The 20,099-nt window shown below is 65.6% G+C and carries 25 protein-coding genes; 8 read left to right on the forward strand and 17 right to left on the reverse strand.

Going from position 1 to position 20,099, the window contains the following annotated elements:
* Nucleotides 1-16 precede the first annotated feature (16 nt).
* Nucleotides 17-697 carry a guanylate cyclase gene (locus A5646_RS01655; protein WP_066869070.1) on the forward strand — a complete coding sequence of 227 codons (681 nt, stop codon included), beginning with the start codon at nt 17-19 and terminating at the stop codon, nt 695-697.
* Nucleotides 698-704: 7 nt separating this feature from the next.
* Here A5646_RS01655 and A5646_RS01660 read toward each other — a convergent pair whose 3' ends face one another.
* The 8 genes from A5646_RS01660 to A5646_RS01690 form a co-directional block, all read right to left on the reverse strand.
* The gene (locus A5646_RS01660; protein ID WP_066869073.1) at nt 705-1,028 is read right to left on the reverse strand and encodes a putative quinol monooxygenase; all 324 of its coding nucleotides are present in this window, start codon (nt 1,026-1,028) and stop codon (nt 705-707) included.
* A gap of 359 nt (nt 1,029-1,387) precedes the next feature.
* A complete protein-coding gene (locus A5646_RS01665) occupies nt 1,388-2,011 on the reverse strand; it encodes a C40 family peptidase (protein ID WP_231998208.1) in 624 nt (207 codons plus the stop codon).
* Nucleotides 2,012-2,139: 128 nt separating this feature from the next.
* The gene (locus A5646_RS27675; RefSeq protein WP_082984599.1) at nt 2,140-2,499 is read right to left on the reverse strand and encodes a hypothetical protein; all 360 of its coding nucleotides are present in this window, start codon (nt 2,497-2,499) and stop codon (nt 2,140-2,142) included.
* An 83-nt stretch (nt 2,500-2,582) separates the two neighbouring features.
* Nucleotides 2,583-2,954, reverse strand: a complete 372-nt coding sequence (locus A5646_RS27680) for a hypothetical protein (protein WP_082976117.1) — start codon at nt 2,952-2,954, stop codon at nt 2,583-2,585.
* Between the two features lie 52 nt (nt 2,955-3,006).
* Entirely contained in the window at nt 3,007-3,435 is a 429-nt protein-coding gene (locus A5646_RS01675) for a hypothetical protein (RefSeq protein ID WP_156749079.1), read from the reverse strand.
* 95 nt (nt 3,436-3,530) lie between these two features.
* On the reverse strand, nt 3,531-3,929 hold the full coding sequence (locus tag A5646_RS01680; RefSeq protein WP_066869085.1) for a VOC family protein: 399 nt from the start codon (nt 3,927-3,929) through the stop codon (nt 3,531-3,533).
* A gap of 990 nt (nt 3,930-4,919) precedes the next feature.
* Nucleotides 4,920-5,471, reverse strand: a complete 552-nt coding sequence (locus tag A5646_RS01685; protein ID WP_067019404.1) for a VOC family protein — start codon at nt 5,469-5,471, stop codon at nt 4,920-4,922.
* Nucleotides 5,472-5,611: 140 nt separating this feature from the next.
* The gene (locus tag A5646_RS01690) at nt 5,612-6,364 is read right to left on the reverse strand and encodes an SDR family NAD(P)-dependent oxidoreductase (protein ID WP_067019407.1); all 753 of its coding nucleotides are present in this window, start codon (nt 6,362-6,364) and stop codon (nt 5,612-5,614) included.
* Nucleotides 6,365-6,488: 124 nt separating this feature from the next.
* Between A5646_RS01690 and A5646_RS01695 the strand changes: the two genes are divergently transcribed.
* Nucleotides 6,489-7,142 carry a TetR/AcrR family transcriptional regulator gene (locus tag A5646_RS01695; protein ID WP_197505089.1) on the forward strand — a complete coding sequence of 218 codons (654 nt, stop codon included), beginning with the start codon at nt 6,489-6,491 and terminating at the stop codon, nt 7,140-7,142.
* Between the two features lie 25 nt (nt 7,143-7,167).
* On the opposite strand, the gene A5646_RS01700 is transcribed toward A5646_RS01695, so the two are convergent.
* Nucleotides 7,168-7,764 carry a TetR/AcrR family transcriptional regulator gene (locus A5646_RS01700; protein WP_066869096.1) on the reverse strand — a complete coding sequence of 199 codons (597 nt, stop codon included), beginning with the start codon at nt 7,762-7,764 and terminating at the stop codon, nt 7,168-7,170.
* A 103-nt stretch (nt 7,765-7,867) separates the two neighbouring features.
* Between A5646_RS01700 and A5646_RS01705 the strand changes: the two genes are divergently transcribed.
* Entirely contained in the window at nt 7,868-8,605 is a 738-nt protein-coding gene (locus A5646_RS01705; protein WP_066869099.1) for an SDR family NAD(P)-dependent oxidoreductase, read from the forward strand.
* A 71-nt stretch (nt 8,606-8,676) separates the two neighbouring features.
* Here the strand turns inward: A5646_RS01705 and A5646_RS28680 are convergent, their stop codons facing one another.
* The 5 genes from A5646_RS28680 to ychF form a co-directional block, all read right to left on the reverse strand.
* A complete protein-coding gene (locus A5646_RS28680; RefSeq protein ID WP_156765490.1) occupies nt 8,677-8,823 on the reverse strand; it encodes a hypothetical protein in 147 nt (48 codons plus the stop codon).
* Nucleotides 8,824-8,954: 131 nt separating this feature from the next.
* Complete coding sequence (locus A5646_RS29325) at nt 8,955-9,137, reverse strand: alpha/beta fold hydrolase (RefSeq protein WP_066869102.1); 183 nt, start codon at nt 9,135-9,137, stop codon at nt 8,955-8,957.
* 161 nt (nt 9,138-9,298) lie between these two features.
* Nucleotides 9,299-9,865 (reverse strand): alpha/beta fold hydrolase, encoded by a 567-nt coding sequence (locus tag A5646_RS01715; protein WP_082976116.1) that lies wholly within the window; start codon nt 9,863-9,865, stop codon nt 9,299-9,301.
* A 72-nt stretch (nt 9,866-9,937) separates the two neighbouring features.
* Nucleotides 9,938-10,894, reverse strand: coding sequence for a DUF1214 domain-containing protein (locus A5646_RS01720; RefSeq protein ID WP_067019410.1), 957 nt, complete (start codon nt 10,892-10,894; stop codon nt 9,938-9,940).
* Nucleotides 10,895-10,907: 13 nt separating this feature from the next.
* Nucleotides 10,908-11,999, reverse strand: coding sequence for a redox-regulated ATPase YchF (gene ychF, locus A5646_RS01725; RefSeq protein ID WP_067019414.1), 1,092 nt, complete (start codon nt 11,997-11,999; stop codon nt 10,908-10,910).
* Nucleotides 12,000-12,141: 142 nt separating this feature from the next.
* On the opposite strand from ychF, the gene A5646_RS01730 reads away from it, so the two are divergent.
* Nucleotides 12,142-13,332, forward strand: a complete 1,191-nt coding sequence (locus A5646_RS01730) for a DUF6542 domain-containing protein (protein ID WP_197505090.1) — start codon at nt 12,142-12,144, stop codon at nt 13,330-13,332.
* A gap of 14 nt (nt 13,333-13,346) precedes the next feature.
* Here A5646_RS01730 and A5646_RS01735 read toward each other — a convergent pair whose 3' ends face one another.
* Complete coding sequence (locus A5646_RS01735) at nt 13,347-14,357, reverse strand: 4-hydroxy-3-methylbut-2-enyl diphosphate reductase (RefSeq protein WP_067019417.1); 1,011 nt, start codon at nt 14,355-14,357, stop codon at nt 13,347-13,349.
* A gap of 89 nt (nt 14,358-14,446) precedes the next feature.
* On the opposite strand from A5646_RS01735, the gene A5646_RS01740 reads away from it, so the two are divergent.
* The 4 genes from A5646_RS01740 to A5646_RS01755 all read left to right on the forward strand — a co-directional run bounded on the left by A5646_RS01740 (nt 14,447) and on the right by A5646_RS01755 (nt 17,708).
* Entirely contained in the window at nt 14,447-15,046 is a 600-nt protein-coding gene (locus A5646_RS01740) for a lipid droplet-associated protein (protein WP_067019420.1), read from the forward strand.
* Nucleotides 15,043-16,287 (forward strand): exodeoxyribonuclease VII large subunit, encoded by a 1,245-nt coding sequence (xseA, locus tag A5646_RS01745; RefSeq protein WP_067019423.1) that lies wholly within the window; start codon nt 15,043-15,045, stop codon nt 16,285-16,287. The genes A5646_RS01740 and xseA overlap by 4 nt, the downstream gene beginning before the upstream one ends.
* Nucleotides 16,277-16,546 carry an exodeoxyribonuclease VII small subunit gene (locus A5646_RS01750; RefSeq protein WP_067019425.1) on the forward strand — a complete coding sequence of 90 codons (270 nt, stop codon included), beginning with the start codon at nt 16,277-16,279 and terminating at the stop codon, nt 16,544-16,546. The genes xseA and A5646_RS01750 overlap by 11 nt, the downstream gene beginning before the upstream one ends.
* Before the next feature lie 61 nt (nt 16,547-16,607).
* Nucleotides 16,608-17,708, forward strand: a complete 1,101-nt coding sequence (locus tag A5646_RS01755) for an NAD-dependent epimerase/dehydratase family protein (RefSeq protein WP_067019429.1) — start codon at nt 16,608-16,610, stop codon at nt 17,706-17,708.
* Here the strand turns inward: A5646_RS01755 and A5646_RS01760 are convergent.
* Both A5646_RS01760 and A5646_RS01765 read right to left on the reverse strand, forming a co-directional pair.
* Nucleotides 17,705-19,249 (reverse strand): carboxylesterase/lipase family protein, encoded by a 1,545-nt coding sequence (locus A5646_RS01760; RefSeq protein WP_066869130.1) that lies wholly within the window; start codon nt 19,247-19,249, stop codon nt 17,705-17,707. The two genes, A5646_RS01755 and A5646_RS01760, sit on opposite strands and share 4 nt — an antisense overlap.
* 26 nt (nt 19,250-19,275) lie before the next feature.
* Nucleotides 19,276-20,073 carry a dienelactone hydrolase family protein gene (locus A5646_RS01765; protein WP_067019432.1) on the reverse strand — a complete coding sequence of 266 codons (798 nt, stop codon included), beginning with the start codon at nt 20,071-20,073 and terminating at the stop codon, nt 19,276-19,278.
* Nucleotides 20,074-20,099 lie beyond the last annotated feature (26 nt).

The raw sequence follows: 20,099 nt of genomic DNA on the forward strand, positions 1-20,099 counted from the left end.
GGACGGGCTTACCAAGATGCTCACCTTGAACCAAGCGCTCGAAGAGACCCGCACCGGCGACCTTTGGCTGTTTCGCGGCGGCTCGGGACCGGACCGCGCGATCCAGACGCTGACGAACAGCCCGGTGAACCACGTCGGCATGACGGTGGCCATTGACGACCTGCCGCCGCTGATCTGGCACGCCGAACTGGGTGACAAGCTCGTCGACCTGTGGACGGGGACGAATCATCGTGGCGTGCAACTCAACGACCTTGCCCAATCGGTCACGCAGTGGTCGCAGCGTTACCACCAACGGTGCTGGCTACGCCAGCTGACGCCGCCGGCCACCCGGGAGCAAGAGAACAAGCTGCTGCGCGTGATCGCGCGGATGGACGGCACCGCGTTTCCCACCACCATGCGGTTGACCGGCCGATGGCTGCGCGGCCGGCTCCCGAACGCCTACGACTGGGGGCGGGGAATCCCGTTCGTGGACAGGAAGGTTCGCGAATCGACACAGCGGCGCAAGGAACGCCAGCGGCTCGGCCTGGAAGTGGCCTACTGCGCGGAAACCGTGGCAATCACCTACGAGGAGATGGGGTTGCTCACCACCGAGAAGTATTCGAACTACTTCGACCCCGGGTCGTTCTGGAGCGGTGACCGGCTTCCGCTCGCACCGGGCTATGCCCTGGGCGATGAAATCGAGATATCAATCGGCTAGTCGAGGGTCAGTCGACCGCCACCTCGCCCATCTCAGACCAACCCGTGGCATCGATGGTCTGATTGATGATCTTCGGGGTGGACTTCAGCGCGGGCGGGAGTTCCTGCATGAAGCGCTTGAAGTGATCGCTGTTGACATGGACACCGCCGGCCTCATCGTCGCGGAACGCCTCCACCAAGACGTACTCCGCCGGGTTGTCCAGGCTGCGCGACCACTCGAACCACAGATTGCCTTCCTCGGCCCGAGTCGCCGCGGTGAACGAGGCGACGAGATCCGGCCAGCGGTCGGTCCAGTCGGGTTTGGTTTCGAACTTGACGACGATGAAGATCATTGCGGCCCCGCCTAGGTTCGCTGCTTCTGGTTACGCCCGCCCGGTCTCCGCGGGCAGCGCCAGCCTATCCGGCCCCGATTGGTGGCGGACCGCCGCGACGGAGGACTGCTGGCCGTAATTTGCTTTAAGTAATGGTCAGAGCAAAGTGGGCTCATGCGTCTCTCAAGACGCATGAGCCCACTTGCGCCGCACGGTTCCAGTGGCGGAGCTCACAAACCGGACGATGCCGGGAGTATTTCACTACCGATACTGCCACCCGATTCGGCTCGCGCTACCGAGGACACAATCCATTATGGCGAACTACGTCGGATGTATTTTGTTATCAATTCGCAATTCCTGCGTGGCCGGATAAATGTAATTCACATTCCGGGCGGAGCCGGCGGCGCCGGAGCGTCGATCAGGACGGCCGGTGGCGGCGGAGCGTCCGGCGGTGGCGGCGGCGCATCCGGTGGCGGCGCAGGAGCGTCGGGCGCGGGCGGCGGTGCGTCCGGCGGAGGCGGCGGCGCGTCGGGCGGGGGCGGCGGAGCGAACAGCGGCGGCGGCGGCGCGTCCTCCGCGGGCATCGGAAGGAACATATGGTGCGTGAATCCGGCCTGGTAGGCGCCCGCACCGCCCATGTGCACCCCGCCACGCTCACCGCTGGAGACCGCCGTTCCGTCCGGCAGCGTCACCGCCGTGTGGCCACCGTTCCAGCCGATGACCAACGCGTTGGGGGCGGTTCCATATTGGAAGCCGCGCGCCAACAATGCACCCTCTTCGTTTCCGGTGTTGAATCGATCCCCGAAAACGGGCCTGTCAGTTGCTGCATTAGCAATCCAGGACGCGAGTCCCGAACAATCGGTCCCGGCGGGCGAATCTCCACCCGCAATATAGGGCGTGCCGGAGACCTGACTGATTAACGACATCAATGATGCAATAACGACCATGGGCAGGGAGGCTAGCAATAACAATTGTCGTGAACCAAAATTTGTGGCGCAGGTCATTCGCTATTCAGACCATGACGTGCGCCGCACCTAGAGCAAACTTATTAGGCACCGGTATATTTTCGGCGGCTAAGCGCCTGCGGTTGCCGAGCGCCCGCCCTCGGCCCCCGGGCGCTTGCCGCGGAGGCCTAAGCCTTGTCCCGGCTTCGTTCGCTTTGCGCCGTCTCCCGATCGACGTCGGCTTGCTCTCGCTTGGCGCGGGCTCGCACGCGCTTGCCTCGTTCGTCCACGCGCCGCAGCCGCTCGCGTTCGCGCTCCGCGGCCGAGCCCTCGCGTTCGTCCGCTCGCTGCTCGCGTTCGTCGGCCGCCCGCTCGCGGTCGTCGGCGATCTGCTCACGCTGGTCGGCGACCCGGTCTCGTCTACCGGCCTGAAATTCCCGCCTTTTCAACTCCGCCTCGCGTCGGGCAACGGAATCTTCGCGCTCGTCGAGCGCGTGCGCCCGCCGTTCCAACTCCGCGGGCGGCTCGCGACGATCCTCGGCGGCCACAGCTCACCCTAACGCTGCGGCGGCCCATTGCTTCGACCGCCAGGCGCCGTAGCGGCCAGTTCCTCACGCAGGGAGATGTCGGATCAGATGGGCGTCCAGATCCCGTTGTTCCAGATTCCCCAGTTGCCGGCACCGGTCGGGTTCCACATCATCTGAGCCCCGGGCGCCCAAGCCGGTTGCGGTGGCTGCGGCGGGGCCCACGCCGGTGGCGGTCCCCAGGGCCCCCAACCCGCGGGCGCGGACGGGCCCCCGGGGCGTTGCCAGTCGTGGCATTGATGCCAGTCCCAGTCCAAGACATTTCCCCAGGCGGGGTTCCACGGATCGCCGGGACACCAGTGGCCGGTGGGCGCCGGGGCCGGGGCCGCCGCGGCGACGGGGCCACCGGCGAGACCCAGAACGCCCAGCGCCAAGGCGCCGCCCACCACCACGCTCGCTGTCCGCTTCACCGTCTGCATCCCCTCACACTTTCTCGATAGCGGCATCCGGGCAAGTAGCAATTACGGGCGACTACTGGCGGCCGTCGAGGAGATGGGCGTAGGGGTCACTCTCGGAGCCGACGGTCTCAGGCATTGGATAGTAGGTCTTGATCAGAAGATTTCCGTCATCGTCCCATGCGAAAGTCTCAATGCTGTAAGCCATTTGAACGTTGGGCTCAGTACCGAAGCGATTCTCACAGACCCAGGCCATCTCGTTGCCGTTCACCTGAACGGTGATCATCTTGATCTTGAGGATGGACTGGAACATGTCGAACGCGTCAGACGTGGCGGCGTCGAAGCCGTGCTTTTCGGCCGTACCGACCGGATCGAACATGCGCACCTCGCCCGGACAGATCGTGCGCCAAGACGCTACCCATGCGTCCTTCTTCCCGGCATTCCATAATTCGGCATGCTTGGCCGCATGCGCCAAGCGAGCCTGGCGACTCGGGACACTGGCCATGACGGATTCCCTTCGTTACGCCCCACGTAGGAAGCATTGATAGGTCAATGAAACCACTGAGCGTGCTCAATTTGAAGGGTCGCTCTGCGGGCCGGTCATACTCCGAACTTGGCACGCGCCTCCTGCGTCACCGGGGTGAACAGGTTGACCAGGTTTCCATCCGGATCCCGAAACAACAGTGCGCGGTTGCCCCAGGGCATCGTGGTCGGCTCCGTCACCACCTCGCCGACGTGCTCGCGGAGGCGCGCGTATTCGGAGTCCACGTCCTCGACGATGAATTCCAGGATGGCGCTCCGGTTGGCCCCGGGTTCGGCGGAACCGTCGCCGAACAGCGGGACGGTCTTGTCACTGCCGATGGCCAGCGTGCCGATCGGCGTCGGGATCTCGGCGAACAGCTCGTTGCCCCAGACGGCCGAGACCCCCGTGACCAGCTGGTAGAAATCGACGAGCCGCCTGACGTCGGCCGTGATGATGCGGGTCGATATGAATTTCATGCGGTGCCTCCAGGTGAGCGGTGGGCGTCTGAGCACGGAATGTTAAGCGCCGCCCCCGACACCTCCGACCGCCATCACCGTGGCGGGCATCCTGACGAGTTCAGGTGCCAGTCGATCCTTCGGCACCGGTTTCGCTAATGCGATCTCGGGTGGCTGCCGTCAAATATGTCCAGCGCCGCAGGATGGCGTCAGCTTGAGCGGCGCGGTGGCTCTCGGCTGCTTGTCTATGCGCTGCGACGTCACCTAGTCCCGCGCCTATAGCGCGATCGTGAACTCGGGCCGCCCGATTGTGGGCATCGGCGGCAAACAGTTGGGCCCGGACCGTATTGCGCTGTCGCGCCCGAAGGCGGTCTTCCAGGCCCTCGGCGAACGGGTGGGTATCGCCGCTGGCGGGCGGCGGAGGTTCGACTGGCCGGCCTGGTGGTGTCTTATCCGCCTGGCCACCCAGCGCGGGCGCTGACGCATCGGGGCGGCGGCCTGCAGGCGTTCGCCTCGGTTCGTTCCCCAGTTGCGCTAGCAGCAGTCTTGCTCGAAGGCATGACCCGATCGCGGCAAAAGACACTTCCTGGGCGGTCGCTCTGTGTAGTCCGGAAACGATGCACTCGAACTCAAGGACGTTGAGCAATCGATCGCGTTGAGCCGTCGCCAGGTGCCAGGTATCGGCGTGGTCAGCCACAGCCCCGCCTTTCGAGTTTTTACTTCCCCGTTGGGCCATGTGGATGGCTGGCGCGCCGCGTAGCTCAAGACAGTTACTCGTCTGCCGCCAGAGTGCCGTAGGAGAACCGCTCGGCCCGGATGGCGTTCAACGAGTTCCGACGAACCCGTTCGAGCCCGTCGCTGTGCTCAACGTACGTCATCGGACGACGACGCCCAAGACTTGCAACCAGTCCGACGTTCGTTTTCTGGACGCGAGCTTCGTTTGGCGGCCTCGCGCGTCCGGCATATGCCGCCCGTTTCTCGCCCGTCCAGACCGTGACCCGACGCGCCGAATCACCGGCCCGGAAGGGTTCTCCTGGCCTGCCAGGCGACGCCCGGCACCGTCTTCGCCAGATCCGGTCGGTTCCTGGCGAACGCGCGGAGGGCGCGGTAGAACGACCAAAGTTGGCGGGGAGTAGGCGCTTTCGGCACCCACGCCAACTCCCAATGAATCCCGTTGATCGGGTCGTCGAAGAAGACCGCGTAGTAGCCGGGCCAGTACTGCGGGTATTCCTTGGGTTCGTCGGTGACCGGGATGCCGCGCGCGACCAAGAATTCGCGGTGGAAGCGGTCGACCTCTGCCCCGTTGCGGGCCCACAGCGCAATGTGGTTGATGCCGACCGCCTGGTCGGCGTGCGTCAGCTTCGCCCCGGTCCGCGCGGGTTGGATGCCGATGTAGCTGTGCGGGTTGACGTTTCGCGTCATGTAATACGTCGACTCGTATTCCATGTTGAGCGACGAGAAGCTGCTGTAGCCGAGCCAGCCGAACAACGCGTCATAGAACGCGATGGAGTCGTCGTAGTCCAACACCGCGAACTCGACGTGACACACACCCCGCCACCGCATCGTGCTCCAACCTTAGTCATCCATGAACAGACTGTCCGCGTATCGCGCTGATGCGACTGACGGGATAACGCGAATGCTTGCGATAACCGCTCGAGTCACCAGAAGCGGCCCGTTCAGAAGGGAGACACCGAGGCACCCGATCAGTTTGGGATAGCGACGCTCATACCCCCGTCGATCATCCAGACGGCGCCCACGGCGTAACTCGCCAAGCCGGAGGCTAAAAAGGCTGCGACATGGGCTATTTCGGCGGGATCCGCGGCGCGTTGGACGGGCGCGCCTTTCCCATGCTCGACCAGGTTTTCTGGATTGCCCAGGATGTTGGTGACGACATCACCGACGCCGAGGGCGTTGATCCGGATGCCGTCATCGATTGCCTCCAGGGCGGACGTTCGAGTCAGCTGCGCGAGGGCTCCTTTGGACGCGGCGTAGGCCGAAATCGTCTTGAAGCTTTGAAAGCAGGCGTACGAACCGATGTTCACGATCGCGCCGCTCCGGCGGGGAATCATTGCCCGCATCGCCTCTCGGGTGTGGAGAAACGCCCCGGTGACGTTCGTGTCAAGGATGTGATTCCAGTCTTCCAGGGTCGTTTCGATGACCCGCTTGTTAATGATGGTGCCGGCGTTGTTGATCAGGATGTCGAGTTGCCCGAAGCGGCGACCGGCCAACTCGACCGCGTCGTTCGCCGTGTTTTCCTGGCCGACGTCGCCGACGAGTGGCACCACAGTGTCGATGTCGGAGTACAGGTGCTCGATCGCGGGGTTGATGTCTTCGGCGACGACATTGACGCCGTATTCGATCAACTGTCGGGTAATGGCCCGACCGATGCCGCTGGCCGCGCCGGTCACGATCGCTACCTTGCCGCGCAGGTCTTCGCTGAGGTGGTCGACGCTCATGCACCCTCCCGTGGTTATAAGAATGGTAGCTCAAACAACGCTACGTAGCGTAGCGATTGGTGTCAAACGGAGATATGGTCGTACCCAGCGATGCCCTGGATGAAGACGCCCTAAATGAAACGCCTTGGATGAAGACGCCCTAAATGAAGACGCCTTGGATGAAGAGGAGCCCGTGATGTCGGCAACGGAATCGGATGGGCAGCGAAGCGGAGGGCCGACGAGGAGCGAGAAGACGACGGCGATGATTCTGCGGGCCGCGTTGGAGCTCGGCACCGAAATGGGATTCGATGCGCTCACCGTGGAACGGCTGGCTCAAAGAACGGGGGTCGCCAAAACGACGATCTACCGGAGGTGGCCGAACATCTCCACGGTGGTGATGGATGCGTTCCTCGCCGAAGTGGATCGGGCCGCTCCGATCGTCGAACGTGGCACCGCCCGCGAAAGCTTGGCGGCATCACTGAGATCCCTGGTCCGCCTGTACCGGACTCCGCACGGCCATATATTGCGCATCTTGATCGGACGGGCCCAGATCGATGACGAATTGCGCAACGCGATGACCACACGCTGGGTCGAGCCCCGGCGAGCACGCGCCCGATCCGTCGTCCGGCGCGGGATCGACTCCTCGGAGCTTCGAGAGGGGCTCGATCCCGACGTCGTCCTCGATCTGCTTTATGGGCCCGTTTATCACCGCCTGCTTGTTCCCTACGAGCACAGCGACCTGTCGGAGGCCTACATCGACGCGCTACTAGACGCCGTCTTCACCGGGTTGACTACCTAGACCGGTTCGCTTCCCGTCGCGAAACTCACTGCGCAGGCGAGGGAATGGCCTGCTCGATCAGTGCGGCCGCGATGCCGACAGCGGTCGGCAAGGCATCCGTGCCCAAGGCTCTGGTCCGAACCGAGGCGCCGTCGAGCAACAGCGCGAGCTGCTCACCGAGCAGGTCCGGATCGGCGGCACCGGCCTCCCGGGCGGTTTCGCTCAGGCGGGTGGCCACAGAGGTCTTGTACTCGCGGGCCCGTACGCGCGCGGGATGCTCCGGATCGGAGATCTCTACGGCGGCGGCGATGAACGGGCAGAGGGGCATCAGGTCATGGGTGAACGCAGGCGGCTTCTCGAACACCGCGAGCAGGCGCTCGCGGGGCGTCAGCTCGGCGCGTTCGAGGACCTCGGGCATTGTGTCGACATCGTGACGCCGCAGATACTCGGCGATCAACCCATCCTTGCTGCCGAAGTGCTGGTAAGCGGTGCGCTTGGAGACCTGTGCCGCCGTGCAGAGCAGATCCATTCCGGTGTTGTTGATGCCCTGCTCACGAAACAGCTGTTGCGCCGCGCCGAGGATGCGTTCGCGCGCTCCTCGGCCCCGTCGCCGGCCCCGCGGACCTTTTTCCAGCTCGGTCACGTCGTCCAGGGTAACGGAAAGTGTACTTAATTGGCGTGCGGTTGGACGTTGCGCTAAATTAAGCACACAGAACGGTATACCTAAAGTCCGGCGAGGAGGGCATGTGGGAAAACTTGACGGCAAGGTCGCGGTGATCACGGGCGCATCGAGCGGTCTGGCGCTCGCCAGCGCGAAGCTGTTCGTCGACGAGGGTGCGCACGTCTTTGTCACGGGCCGGCGGCGGCAGGCTCTGGACGAGGCCGTCGCGTTGATCGGACACAGCGTCACTGCCGTGCAGGGCGACGCGGCCAACCTCGATGACTTGGACCGATTGTTCGACGCGGTGAAGCGGGAGAAGGGCAGCATCGACGTGCTCTTCGCCAGCGCCGGAACGGGAGGGGAAGCACGCAAGCTCGGTGAGATCACCGAGGAGGACTTTGACACCGTCTTCGGTCTGAACACCCGTGCCACCCTGTTCACGGTGCAAAAGGCGTTGCCGCTGTTCAACGATGGCGGCTCCATCTTCATGACAGGGTCGATCGCCTCGGCCAAGGGCTGGCCCGATTACAGCGTGTACTCGGCGAGCAAGGCTGCCTTGCGTTCGTTCGCCCGCACCTGGCTCAACGAACTGAAGGAACGGCAGATCCGAGTGAACGTCCTGAGCCCGGGCCAGATCGCCACACCGATTCAGGAGAAGATGTTCGACGCCGAGACGAAGCGGCAGTTCGAATCCCTGATTCCGCGAGGAAAGATGGGACGTCCCGAAGAGATTGCGACGGTGGCGCTGTTCCTGGCCTCCGACGACTCGAGCTACGTGAATGGTGTGGAGCTGGCCGTCGACGGCGGCACCTCAGCGATCTGACGTCCTGCCTCAAGGCCGACCGCTTCGGTAGTTGGAAAGACGTTCAAGCGGAACTCCACCAGGTGGCCGACCTAGTCAGCCGTGAAATCGACCGCCTTGCCGCGTAGCGCGCCGACGGCCTTCAGGCACAGGGCAGCCGCGGGATCCGCGACGCCGACCGCGATCGGGAGTGCGATAACCGGATCGAGCCTCAAGATCCGCCCGGTCAGCGCGATCACCGGACCGGCGATGGCGGGCCGCGGCCGACGCGCCCAGCACCCACGCACCCAGCAACAGAACCGCCATTGTGACCGGAAACTTCACCATGTCGCGGTCGAGAGTCAGGTCGAGAGTCACGAGAAGGCGGCCCTCAGTTCACGTCACCGAGGAGCTCGACGAGCAGCTTCTCTACGGTTGCGGCTTGATCCGCCATCACGATGTGGTTCGCATCGTCGACGACCTCGATCCGTGCATCCGGTAGCGTCTCACGCAACATGCGTGCGGCCTTCGGACCGTTCAGCGCCGACTCGTCTCTGCCGATGACAGCCAGCACAGGAACCGCCGTGAGTCGATCTAGTTCGCAATCACTGCGAAATGGCCAAGGTCGAGGCTGAGCGTTCCTGAAAGACATCTTGAAATGCATTGCACCATAGACAAATTGACTCATGGACGGCATCCACGGCTGTTGGCGCAACAGTTTGCGGTTCTGAGGCATCACCATTGTGTCGAGCACGCGCCAGACGTGTTCCTCCCTGAGCGGCAGAAGCAGCGGCGCGAGTCCCCGGGACCATGAAGCGGGCTCATTCCGCCCGCGATGCCAACTGGACACAACAGCGCCAAGCGCTCCACCTTGTCGGGGAAGACAGTCGCGTAGTGGGTGGATATCCACGTGCCACGCGAAGCGGCCACAAACGCCGAGCGCTGAATGTCTAGAGCGCGCATCGTTTCATCAAGCCAAGTCACGATGTCAGCGATGGTCTTGGTCGGCTTCGCAGCGACGCTCTTGCCGGCTTCGTCGATAGCATCGATCATGGTGACGCTGTGGTTAGCGGTGAGAGTTCGAAGGAGCGGCACCCAGGACGTGGAGCTGATCGACGACCCATGGAGCGCCACAAGCGACGGCTTCGACCGGTCTCCTGCATGAAGCACATGGGTGCTGCCAAAGGATGTCTCAACGTCAGATTCGGTGATTGGGACAGAGCTGGCCGACAGCGCCGCGTCGTACAGCCGGAGATAGGCGGCACGCGCGTCGTCAGAACGGAATTTCGAGAGTCTGACCAATTCGCACCTGCCTGCTCCGCGCTACTGCTTAGCGTTACACGTTGAACCGGAACTCGACCACACCGCCGTGCATCAGGACTCACCGCGCGCGGTAAGCGCCGGCGGCGTCCAACTGCCATCGAGGATCTCAGCGCGAGGCCGGTAGAGGCGGATGAGATAGTTCCAACCTTCCGGCGTCACAATCGCGTTAGGGGGCGGATCGTCGCCAGCCGACGCAACGAAACGAACAGTCACCGACCCGTCGGCGTTGGGCACGCCGGTAACGCTGTTGACCGTATAGAGGTTCGCCTCGTTCAGTTCGAAGAACCCACGCTTGTTGTAGACCGACACCGACCAGAAGGCGTCGACGGGCACGTCGTCGAACACCAAGTCATAGTCGCCGGGCGCGACGTTAGGAGCTACGCCGATGTAAGCCGCTTCAGACGTGGGCAACCCTCCCCATCCGGCGGCTGATCCGATGAGGTGACGAACCGGATCCACCGCCGTCCGGGCACCGAACATGCGGTCGAAGTTGTCGAGCCCGCGAGCCAGGGCAAGCAGGGCGTCGCGGGTCGCATCGAGGCTTTCCGGGTTGTATTCGGGCATCGCGAACGGTTGTGACGCACCCGTCTGCAGCACAAGACGATCCTGCAAGGCACCGACGGCGGCCACGTCCGCAAAGTCGTTGGGATCGACCAGGATCCGCACACCGACGAGCACATAGCGCGACCCATACTTGTCGCTGGTTAGAAGATGCTCGCCCGGTTCGTGGATGACATCATTCACGAAGTGGTCTTCGCTGACGACCATCGCCGATAAGTAACGACCGTCGGCGTCGGGCAGGGTGAGTCGGGCCGGTTCGGCAAGATCAACGATCGCGAAGCTGTAAAGGGTATCCCGATTCAGCCTGATCACTGTCTGCTCGTCGATGCGCGCAGGTGTGCGGTTGTGCCGAAATGTACCAACGCTTCCGGCGTCAGCCTGAATATCGCGAAACATCCGGTGGGTTTCTGCCCGAACAAAGTTGTCGACGTTTACGTGGATTGACACCGTCCCGGTCCTCTCACTTCTTCACCCCAGACGTTGCTTGGAACCGGAACTCGACCACGTCGCCGTCGGCCATCACGTAGTCCTTGCCCTCCATGCGGACCTTGCCCGCCGCTTTGGCCGCCGCCATCGAGCCAGCGGCGATGAGGTCGTCGTAGGAGACGATCTCGGCTTTGATGAAGCCCTTTTCGAAATCGGTGTGGATCACCCCGGCGGCCTTCGGTGCGGTGTCGCCCTGATGAATCACCCACGCGCGCGCCTCTTTTGGGCCCGCCGTCAGGTAGGTCTGCAGCTTGAGGGTGTGAAAACCGGCCCGCGCCAAGGCATCCAGTCCCCGCTCGGTTTGCCCGATCGACTCCAGCAGCTCGGCGGCCGACTCGTCGTCGAGCTCTTGGAGTTCGGCCTCGATCTTCGCGTCGAGGAACACCGCGTCCGCGGGGGCGACCATCGCGGACAGCTCGGCCTTGCGGGCATCGTCGGTCAGCACTGACTCGTCGGCGTTGAACACGTACAGAAACGGCTTGGTGGTCATCAGGTTCAGCTCGCGCAGCGGTGCGGCGTCCACGCCGGCCGCAAACAGCGTCTTGCCCGAGTCCAGCACCGCCTCCGCGGCGACGGCGGCCTCGTGCACCGGCTTGCGCTCCTTGTTGTTGCGGGCTTCCTTCTCCAGCCGCGGCACGGCCTTCTCCAGGGTTTGCATGTCGGCGAGGATCAGCTCGGTCTCGATCACCTCGATGTCGGCGCGCGGGTCGACCTTGCCGTCCACGTGCACCACGTCGTCATCGGCGAACACCCGCACCACCTGGCAGATCGCGTCACACTCGCGGATGTTGGCCAGGAACTTGTTGCCCAGGCCGGCGCCCTCGGAGGCGCCCTTCACGATTCCGGCGATGTCGACGAACGTGACCGGCGCCGGAACGATCTTCTCCGAGCCGAACATCTCGGCCAGCTTGTCCAGCCGGGGATCGGGCAGCGGGACGACGCCCTCGTTGGGCTCGATCGTCGCGAACGGATAGTTGGCCGCCACCACGTTGTTCCGGGTCAGCGCGTTGAACAAGGTCGACTTGCCGACGTTGGGCAACCCCACTATTCCCAGGCTCAGGCTCACGGGGAACCAAGTCTAGGGGTCCTGGCGACCACGGGCGCCGGGGACCGTTGATCACCGCCGATACTGCACGCCGGCATGGCGCGCGCAGGATCGCAACGAGGTATTTACGGGCCTTTCGGCCCATTCCCGGTACGGTCTACATGTGTCAGCACAGCGGGCGAGTTCGACGGTGGCGGATGGTCACCGTTCGATCCTTCCAAACATCCCAGGTGTCCCCTGGTACGCAGCCCTGCTTATCGCCGTCACCGCGACCGCCATCGGTTACGGAATCGACGCTGGTCACAAGGAGCTGACCCACGTCTTCGCGGGCTTCTATATAGCCGGCTGCGTGGCGGCGGTGCTGGCGGTGCGCCAGGACGGCATCTTCACCACGATCATCCAGCCGCCCCTGATCCTGTTCGGCGCGGTGCCGGGCGCCTACTGGCTGTTCCACGATGCCAAGGTCGGCCGCCTCAAAGACCTGCTGATCAACTGTGGCTATCCGCTGATCGAGCGCTTCCCGCTGATGCTGGGCACCGCCGGCGGCGTGCTGGCGATCGGATTGGCCCGCTGGTATTTCGGAAACGCCTACAAGACAAGGACATCGGCGGGCGCCTCTGAAGACGCTCCGGACACCGCCGGTGTGGCCGTCAAGTCGTTCTTCAATGGCATCGTCGCCAAGGCGCAGTCGGTGCTGCAGTCGGATACCGACGACGACACCGACGAAACCACCGATGCCCGCCGCGCCCGCAGGTCGAGCTCGTCGTCGAGGACGCGCCGCACGACGCGCAGCACCCGCTCCACGACCCGCTCGGCCCGTAGCCGTTCCCGGCATTCCCGCGAGCCGTTGGGCGACGGGTCCGAACCAGCCGAGCGGCCCGAACGTCCCCGGCGCAGCACCCGCCGCACCGCCGCGTCGGCCCGCGATTATGACGCCGCCGAGCCGCCCCGACGGTCCCGCCGACCCAGGCCGGACGCCGACGCCGATCCGCGTGGCCAATCGGCCCGGGAACCGCGTCGCGAACCGCGCCCCCGCCGCAGCCCCTACGACCGGCCCACCCCGCGGAGCAGCCGTTTCGACGGCTTTGAGTCCTACGGGGACAGGTATGAGCCGCCGAGCGGCCCGACTTCCGGGGGCCGGTACGAAAGCCGCGAACCGTACGCGCCGCCGTATGAACCGAGGCGCCGGCGTCCCCCGTCAACCGGCTCGAACGGAACCCATCACCCCATCTCCCAGGTCCGCTACCGGGGCGCCGGTTCGCAGGAACCGCCCCGCGAGCCGCACACCGAGCGGCGCAGCCGCACGCGGACGCCCGGCCGGTCGCCGGCGGAATCCTGGGAATACGACGTCTAACGCACGTCGCAAGCTCAGCGAACTGACCGGATCTCCCGCGGCAACGCGAACACCAGGGTCTCCTGCGCGGTCGTGACCGGCTGCACCACCTCAAAGCCGCACTCGGCCAGCCGCGCCAGCACGCCCTCGACCAGGACCTCGGGAACCGACGCCCCGGAGGTGACGCCCACCGTGGTGACGCCGTCGAGCCAGGACGGGTCGATGTCGTCGGCCCAGTCCACCAGGTGCGCGGCCGCGGCCCCGCCACCCAAGGCGACCTCGACCAGCCGCACCGAGTTCGACGAGTTGCGGGACCCGACGACGATCACCAGCTCACACTCGGGTGCCATCGCCTTGACCGCCACCTGGCGGTTCTGGGTCGCGTAGCAGATGTCGTCGCTGGGCGGATCCTGCAGCTTGGGGAATCGTTGCCGCAGCCGCTCGACGATTTCCATGGTCTCGTCGACCGACAGCGTGGTCTGTGAGAGCCACACCACCTTGTTCTCGTCACGCACGGTCACGTTGTCGACGGCGGCGACCCCGTCGACCAGCTGCACGTGGTCGGGCGCCTCCCCCGCGGTCCCGATGACCTCCTCGTGGCCCTCGTGGCCGATCAGCAGGATGTCGTAGTCGTTGCGCGCGAAACGCCTGGCCTCGTTGTGCACCTTGGTCACCAGCGGGCAGGTGGCGTCGATGGTGTGCAGGTTCCGGTCGGCGGCCGCGGCGTGCACCGTGGGCGCGACGCCGTGCGCGGAAAACACCACGATGGCCCCCTCGGGAACCTCGTCGGTCTCCTCGACGAACACCGCGCCGGCCTTTTCCAGGGTGGTGACCACGTGGCGGTTGTGCACGATCTCATGACGCACGTAGACCGGCGGCCCGTGCTTTTCCAGTGCGCGTTCCACGGTCTCCACGGCCCGGTCGACGCCCGCGCAGTAACCACGCGGTTCGGCCAGGAGCACACGCTTGCGGACTGGGTCGCCGGCTACCGAACGCGCTGGTCCTCCCACAAGGCCGGGAATCCCCATGTCGATAGTCGGCGGCATGACGTCCAGGGTACTTACCGCGGACACGGGCTTGCCAGCTCGCGCCGCTGGGCTTGGAGTTAGCCGCCGCTTAGGGCAATCTTGGACCCATGGGCACTGCACCGTATGGAGTTCGGCTGCTGGTCGGCGCGGCAACAGTCGCGGTCGAAGAGACCATCAGGCTGCCGAAAACCATCCTGATGTACCCGATGACACTGGCCAGCCAGGCAGCGCACATCGTGATGCGCTTCCAGCAGAACCTTGCCGAGCTGGCTATCAAGGGCGACAGCACCCTCGAATCGATCTTCCCGCCCAAAGACGAGAAGCCGGAATGGGCGACCTTCGACGAGGACATCGATGACGCGGCCGACGGGGCGTACGGCGCGTTGCAGGACGGCGGTGAGGGCGAGCGCAGGGCCGAGGGCCGGTTCGCCCTGTACTCGGTGGCCGACGCGCACGAGGACGCCAGCGCCCTGACCCGGCCGGCCCGGCAATCGAAGAAACCGGCGGCCGGCGCCTCGGTTCCGCAACCGGAAGTGGTCACCGAGCTGGACTACACGTCGCTGACGCTGGCGCAGCTGCGGGCGCGTCTGCAGTCGCTGAGCGTCGACGAGCTCGAAGCGCTGCTGGCCTACGAGCAGGCCACCAAGGGCCGTGCACCGTTCCAGACGCTGCTCGCCAACAGGATCACCCGCGCGAACGCGAAGTGACCCCGGCCGTTACCTCCGAACCGAACTCCGCCGAGAATCCGTTTCCGGTGCGCGCGGTGGCCATCCGGGTCGCGGGCTGGATCGACAAGCTGGGCACCGTCTGGGTCGAGGGTCAGCTGGCCCAGATTTCGATGCGCCAGGATTCCAAAACCGTGTTCATGGTGCTGCGTGACCCGGCCGCCGACATGTCGCTGACCGTGACCTGCCCGCGCGATCTGGTGCTGAACGCGCCGGTGAAGCTGGCCGAGGGCACGCAGGTGGTGGTGCGCGGCAAGCCATCGTTTTACACGGGCCGGGGCACATTCTCGTTGCGGCTGTCCGACATTCGCGCCGTCGGGGTGGGTGAGCTGCTGGCCCGCATCGATCGGCTGCGCCGGCTGCTGGATGCCGAAGGCCTCTTCGATCCCCGGCTCAAGCGTCCGATCCCCTTCCTGCCCAACATGATTGGACTGATCACCGGGCGGGCCAGCGCCGCCGAACGCGACGTCACCACCGTGGCAGCCGCACGCTGGCCCGGGGTGCGCTTCGCGGTCAGTAACACCGCCGTGCAGGGACCCAACGCGGTCGCCCAGATCGTCGAGGCGCTGGGCGAACTCGACCGCGACGCCGATGTCGACGTCATCGTGCTCGCCCGCGGCGGCGGCAGCGTCGAGGACCTGCTGCCGTTCTCCGACGAGACGCTGTGCCGCGCCATCGCGGCCTGCCGCACCCCGGTGATCAGTGCGGTCGGCCACGAACCCGACAACCCGCTGTGCGATCTGGTCGCGGATCTGCGCGCGGCCACCCCCACCGACGCCGCGAAGAAGGTGGTCCCCGACACCGCCGCCGAGCAGCGGCTGCTCGACGACCTGCGCCGGCGCAGCGCGCAGGCATTGCGCAACTGGGTGACCCGCGAGCAACGGGCCCTGGCCCAGATCCGCAGCCGCCCGGTGCTGGCCGAGCCGCTGGCGGCGCTGACGGCGCGCGCCGAGGAGGTGCACCGCGCCCGGTCGGCGATGCGCCGCGACATCACCCGCCTGGCCGCCACCGAGACCGAGCGGGTCGGCCACCTGCGCGCGCGGCTGGCCACGTTGGGGCCGGCGGCCACACTGGCCCGCGGTTACGCCGTGGTGCAGGCCATCGGGCCGACGAACCAGGTGCTCCGGTCGGTCGACGACGCGCCGGCGGGCACCCGACTGCGGGTGCGGGTGGCCGACGGCGCCGTGGCCGCAGTGAGCGAAGGACCCTCCGATGGCGCGTAAAAACGACGGCGGGGACAACGCCGACGTCCCTCAGGAGAGCGAATCCATTACACCTATTAGTCACCTGGCGTATGAAGCCTGCCGGGACGAACTGATCGAAGTCGTGCGGGTGCTCGAGCAGGGCGGCCTGGACCTAGATGAATCGCTGAAGCTCTGGGAAAGGGGCGAGCAGCTGGCTAAACGGTGTGAGGAGCACTTAGCTGGTGCCCGCAAGAGGATCGAGGATGCGCTCACGGCGGGCGAGCCTGAGGATGCTTGAATCCGGCGACATCGGGGGGCGTGGATGAAAACCTTTTTCCGAACTGGAACACGTTTCAGTTATGCTTTGGCCCATGGGTGATCCATCGCTGACGGCCGAACTCGGCCGTGTCCTGGTCACCGGGGGCTCCGGATTCGTCGGCGCCAACCTGGTGTCCACCTTGCTCGACCGCGGGCATTTCGTGCGTTCCTTCGACCGTGCGCCCTCGCCGCTGCCGGCGCATCCGCAGCTGGAGGTACTGCAGGGTGACATCACCGACACGGCCGTGTGCGCCCAAGCGGTCGACGGCATCGACACGGTTTTCCACACTGCGGCCATCATCGACCTGATGGGCGGCGCGTCGGTGACCGACGAGTACCGGCAGCGCAGCTTCGGGGTCAACGTCGGGGGTACCGAGAACCTGGTCCGCGCCGGGCAGGCCGCCGGCGTGCAGCGCTTCGTCTACACCTCGTCCAACAGCGTCGTCATGGGTGGTCAGAACATCGTCAACGGCGACGAGACGCTGCCCTACACCAACCGGTTCAACGACCTCTACACCGAGACCAAGGTGCTCGCTGAGCGATTCGTCTTGGGACAGAACGGAGTTGACGGACTGTTGACGTGTGCGATTCGGCCCAGCGGCATCTGGGGCCGGGGCGATCAAACGATGTTTCGCAAGTTGTTCGAAAGCGTGATCGCCGGCCACGTCAAGGTGCTGATCGGCCGCAAATCGGCCCGGTTGGACAACTCCTACGTGCACAACCTGATTCACGGTTTCATCCTGGCCGCCGAACACCTGACGCCCGGCGGCACCGCGCCCGGCCAGGCGTACTTCATCAACGACGCCGACCCGATCAACATGTTCGAGTTCGCCAGGCCGGTGGTCGAGGCGTGCGGGGAGAAGTGGCCGCGGGTCCGGGTGAACGGACCCGTGGTGCGCGCGGCGATGACGGGTTGGCAGCGATTGCATTTCCGATTCGGGATACCGGCGCCGCTGCTCGAGCCGCTCGCCGTCGAGCGGCTGTATCTGGACAACTTCTTTTCGATCGCAAAGGCGTCGCGCGACCTCGGTTACCAGCCCTTGTTCAACACCGAGCAGGCACTGTCGGAATGCCTGTCGTACTACGTCGAGATGTTCGACCAGATGAAGCGACAAGCCTTGGCGGACAAAGCATCCGCCTAGCGGAAGCTCACCATGTCGCTGCCCCAGGCCGCGCGGATGCCGGCGTCGATGTCGTACGCTACGGTGTCGCTGCGGCCGATGACCAAGCAGGAACGGTCGGTCTCCTCATACGGTGTCCATTCCGGCGCGCCGGCGGGACCGGCGGGGGCGGCGTGTGCGGCGAAGTTGATCCATCGGGTGCGCACCCTCTTGGACACCGCCTTGGCGGCCTTGGTGCCGCCCAGCTTCAGCGTGGGATCCTTGGGCGCGCCGAGATTGCCCCAGACGAAAGGCAATTCGGTGGCATGAGCGGCCCCGACCATCAGCAGCTTCAACAACGGGGTGGCGTAGTCGAACCGGTAGAGATACACCGGCGCAACGCGGGCGTGCCCCTCGGCGAGCCACACCGACGGCATCCGGAAGCCGACGTCGGTCGCGATGTTCAAACTCCTTGCCCTGCGCCGCAATCGCGAATACGCCGAGCCGATCTCCTCCTCGGTGGGCAACTGCAGATCGGGTTGTTCGGCGGCGATCTGGTTGAACATCGATGTGATCGCGTTCGGCGTGATCGGCATCAGCGGCGAGCGCATCAACCGGAACAGCGCCGCCTCGTGCTTGTTGGTGCCGATGATCAACGGGACCGGATGTGAGCGGCCCTCTTGGGCAAGCTTGACCGGATAGTCGCTCAGCACATCGCCGTCCACGATCGGGACGAAGGCCAGCGTTCCCGGGTTGCGCACCGGCACTTCGTCGAACACCTGTTGCGTCGCGGCCAGGATCGCCGCCATCGGGATGTCGATCAGCCGCCGGGAGTCCGCGGGGTCGACTCCCAGCCGGTCGAGGAACGCCCGGGCCACCCGGCCGGCACGTTCGCGGTCGTATACCGAAGTGGCCGGCGAGCTTTGCGCGATCGCGGCGGCGAACAGACCCTCGGCCGCCGGGCTGGCCAGCAGCGTGGTGACCATCCCCGCCCCGGCGGACTCGCCGAACAGCGTGACCCGCCGCGGATCACCGCCGAAGGCGGCGATGTTGTCGCGCACCCACTCCAGCGCCGCCAGCGCGTCGCGCAGCCCGACGTTCGAATCGAAATGCCGTCCACCGGAATCGAACGACGACAGGTCGAGAAAACCGAGCACCCCGAGCCGATAGTTGACGGTCACCACGACGACGTCGCCGTGGCTGACCAGCCTGCGGCCGTCATAGAGGGTCTGGCTGCTCGACCCCAGGACGTAGGCGCCGCCGTGCAGCCAGACCATCACCGGCTTGGCGTCACCGGGGTGGATGTCAGAAGACGCCCAGACGTTGAGCCGCAAGCAGTCGTCGCCCTGCGGCGCGCCAAGATCCAACGGCATGTTGGGAAACACCGGTTGCGGGCAGGCCGGCCCGAACGCGGTGGCGTCGACGACCTCGGTACTGCGCGGGGGCGGCTGCGGCGCCCGGAAACGCAGCTCGCCCACCGGCGCCGCCGCGTACCGAACGCCCTTCCACGCCTTGACGCCGTTTTCTTCGATGCCCCGGACCGGGCCGTAGCCGGTTTCGACCACCAGGTCGTCGTTAGCCATGCGCGTGCAAAATCTCCTGAATGAACCTAGAAAAGGCGTTGCGTGAGGAACTCGACAACTCGCTTACGGGCCTCGTAGGCGGGGTGGCCGTCGAGCTCGCGGACCTCGTCGGTGAGCACCGAGTGCGCCATCTTGCCGAAGCCGTGCTGATTCGTGGGGCCCGAATCGATGTCGATCACCTCGAAGGCATCGCCGAGGCGCTTCTTGAGCGTCGCGAACCGCTCGGCGGGCGCCATCTTGTCCTCGCTGAACCGCAATCCCATGGCGCACAGGCCGTCGTTGGCGCACCGGTCGGCCACGGTGGCCAGCTCGGATTCGCTCAAGCCCGGGTCGCGGCGCCGCGCCGCTCCGAGCGGGACCGGGACCGACGGCTGTGACAGCACCGGCGCCAGCACGCTGTCGTCGACCGCGGCGGCCAGCGCGAAGCCACCGGTGAAGCACTGGCCGATCACCCCGACGCCCTTGCCTGGCGTCGATGCGTTGAGGTCACGGGCCAACGCACGCAGGAACGACGCCACCGGCCGCTGCTTGTTCAGCGCGAGCGCCGCGAATTCTCTTGCCACACAAGCACGTCCGATGACGCCAAGGAGGTACCCTGCCGTCTCGGCCTTGCCCGGCTGGCCGAACAACGACGGCATCGCGACGGTGAACCCGTTGTCCACCAGGTGATTACCCAGGGCGAGCACGCCGGGATGGATCCCGGGGATTTCCGGAATCAACACCACCCCGGGGCCGCTGCCCTTGCGATAGACGTCATGGGTGTATCCGCCGGCGCTAAACGGTGCCGCCGACCACCCGGACAGATCAGCCTCCGGTGCAGTCACGTTGATGCGTCCCTCTGCTTGCGCTG

The sequence above is a fragment of the Mycobacterium sp. 1245499.0 genome, from assembly GCF_001673615.1.
In the GTDB taxonomy this organism is placed as follows: domain Bacteria; phylum Actinomycetota; class Actinomycetes; order Mycobacteriales; family Mycobacteriaceae; genus Mycobacterium; species Mycobacterium europaeum_A.

Excerpts from the sequence above, each read along its gene's own strand:
- A5646_RS01655 (WP_066869070.1), top strand. The coding sequence starts at position 17 with ATGCTCACCTTGAACCAAGCGCTCGAAGAGACCCGCACCGGCGACCTT.
- A5646_RS01660 (WP_066869073.1), bottom strand. The coding sequence starts at position 1,028 with ATGATCTTCATCGTCGTCAAGTTCGAAACCAAACCCGACTGGACCGAC.
- A5646_RS01665 (WP_231998208.1), bottom strand. The coding sequence starts at position 2,011 with ATGACCTGCGCCACAAATTTTGGTTCACGACAATTGTTATTGCTAGCC.
- A5646_RS27680 (WP_082976117.1), bottom strand. The coding sequence starts at position 2,954 with ATGCAGACGGTGAAGCGGACAGCGAGCGTGGTGGTGGGCGGCGCCTTG.
- A5646_RS01675 (WP_156749079.1), bottom strand. The coding sequence starts at position 3,435 with ATGGCCAGTGTCCCGAGTCGCCAGGCTCGCTTGGCGCATGCGGCCAAG.
- A5646_RS01680 (WP_066869085.1), bottom strand. The coding sequence starts at position 3,929 with ATGAAATTCATATCGACCCGCATCATCACGGCCGACGTCAGGCGGCTC.
- A5646_RS01685 (WP_067019404.1), bottom strand. The coding sequence starts at position 5,471 with ATGCGGTGGCGGGGTGTGTGTCACGTCGAGTTCGCGGTGTTGGACTAC.
- A5646_RS01690 (WP_067019407.1), bottom strand. The coding sequence starts at position 6,364 with ATGAGCGTCGACCACCTCAGCGAAGACCTGCGCGGCAAGGTAGCGATC.
- A5646_RS01735 (WP_067019417.1), bottom strand. The coding sequence starts at position 14,357 with ATGCCGCCGACTATCGACATGGGGATTCCCGGCCTTGTGGGAGGACCA.
- A5646_RS01740 (WP_067019420.1), top strand. The coding sequence starts at position 14,447 with ATGGGCACTGCACCGTATGGAGTTCGGCTGCTGGTCGGCGCGGCAACA.
- A5646_RS01750 (WP_067019425.1), top strand. The coding sequence starts at position 16,277 with ATGGCGCGTAAAAACGACGGCGGGGACAACGCCGACGTCCCTCAGGAG.
- A5646_RS01755 (WP_067019429.1), top strand. The coding sequence starts at position 16,608 with ATGCTTTGGCCCATGGGTGATCCATCGCTGACGGCCGAACTCGGCCGT.
- A5646_RS01760 (WP_066869130.1), bottom strand. The coding sequence starts at position 19,249 with ATGGCTAACGACGACCTGGTGGTCGAAACCGGCTACGGCCCGGTCCGG.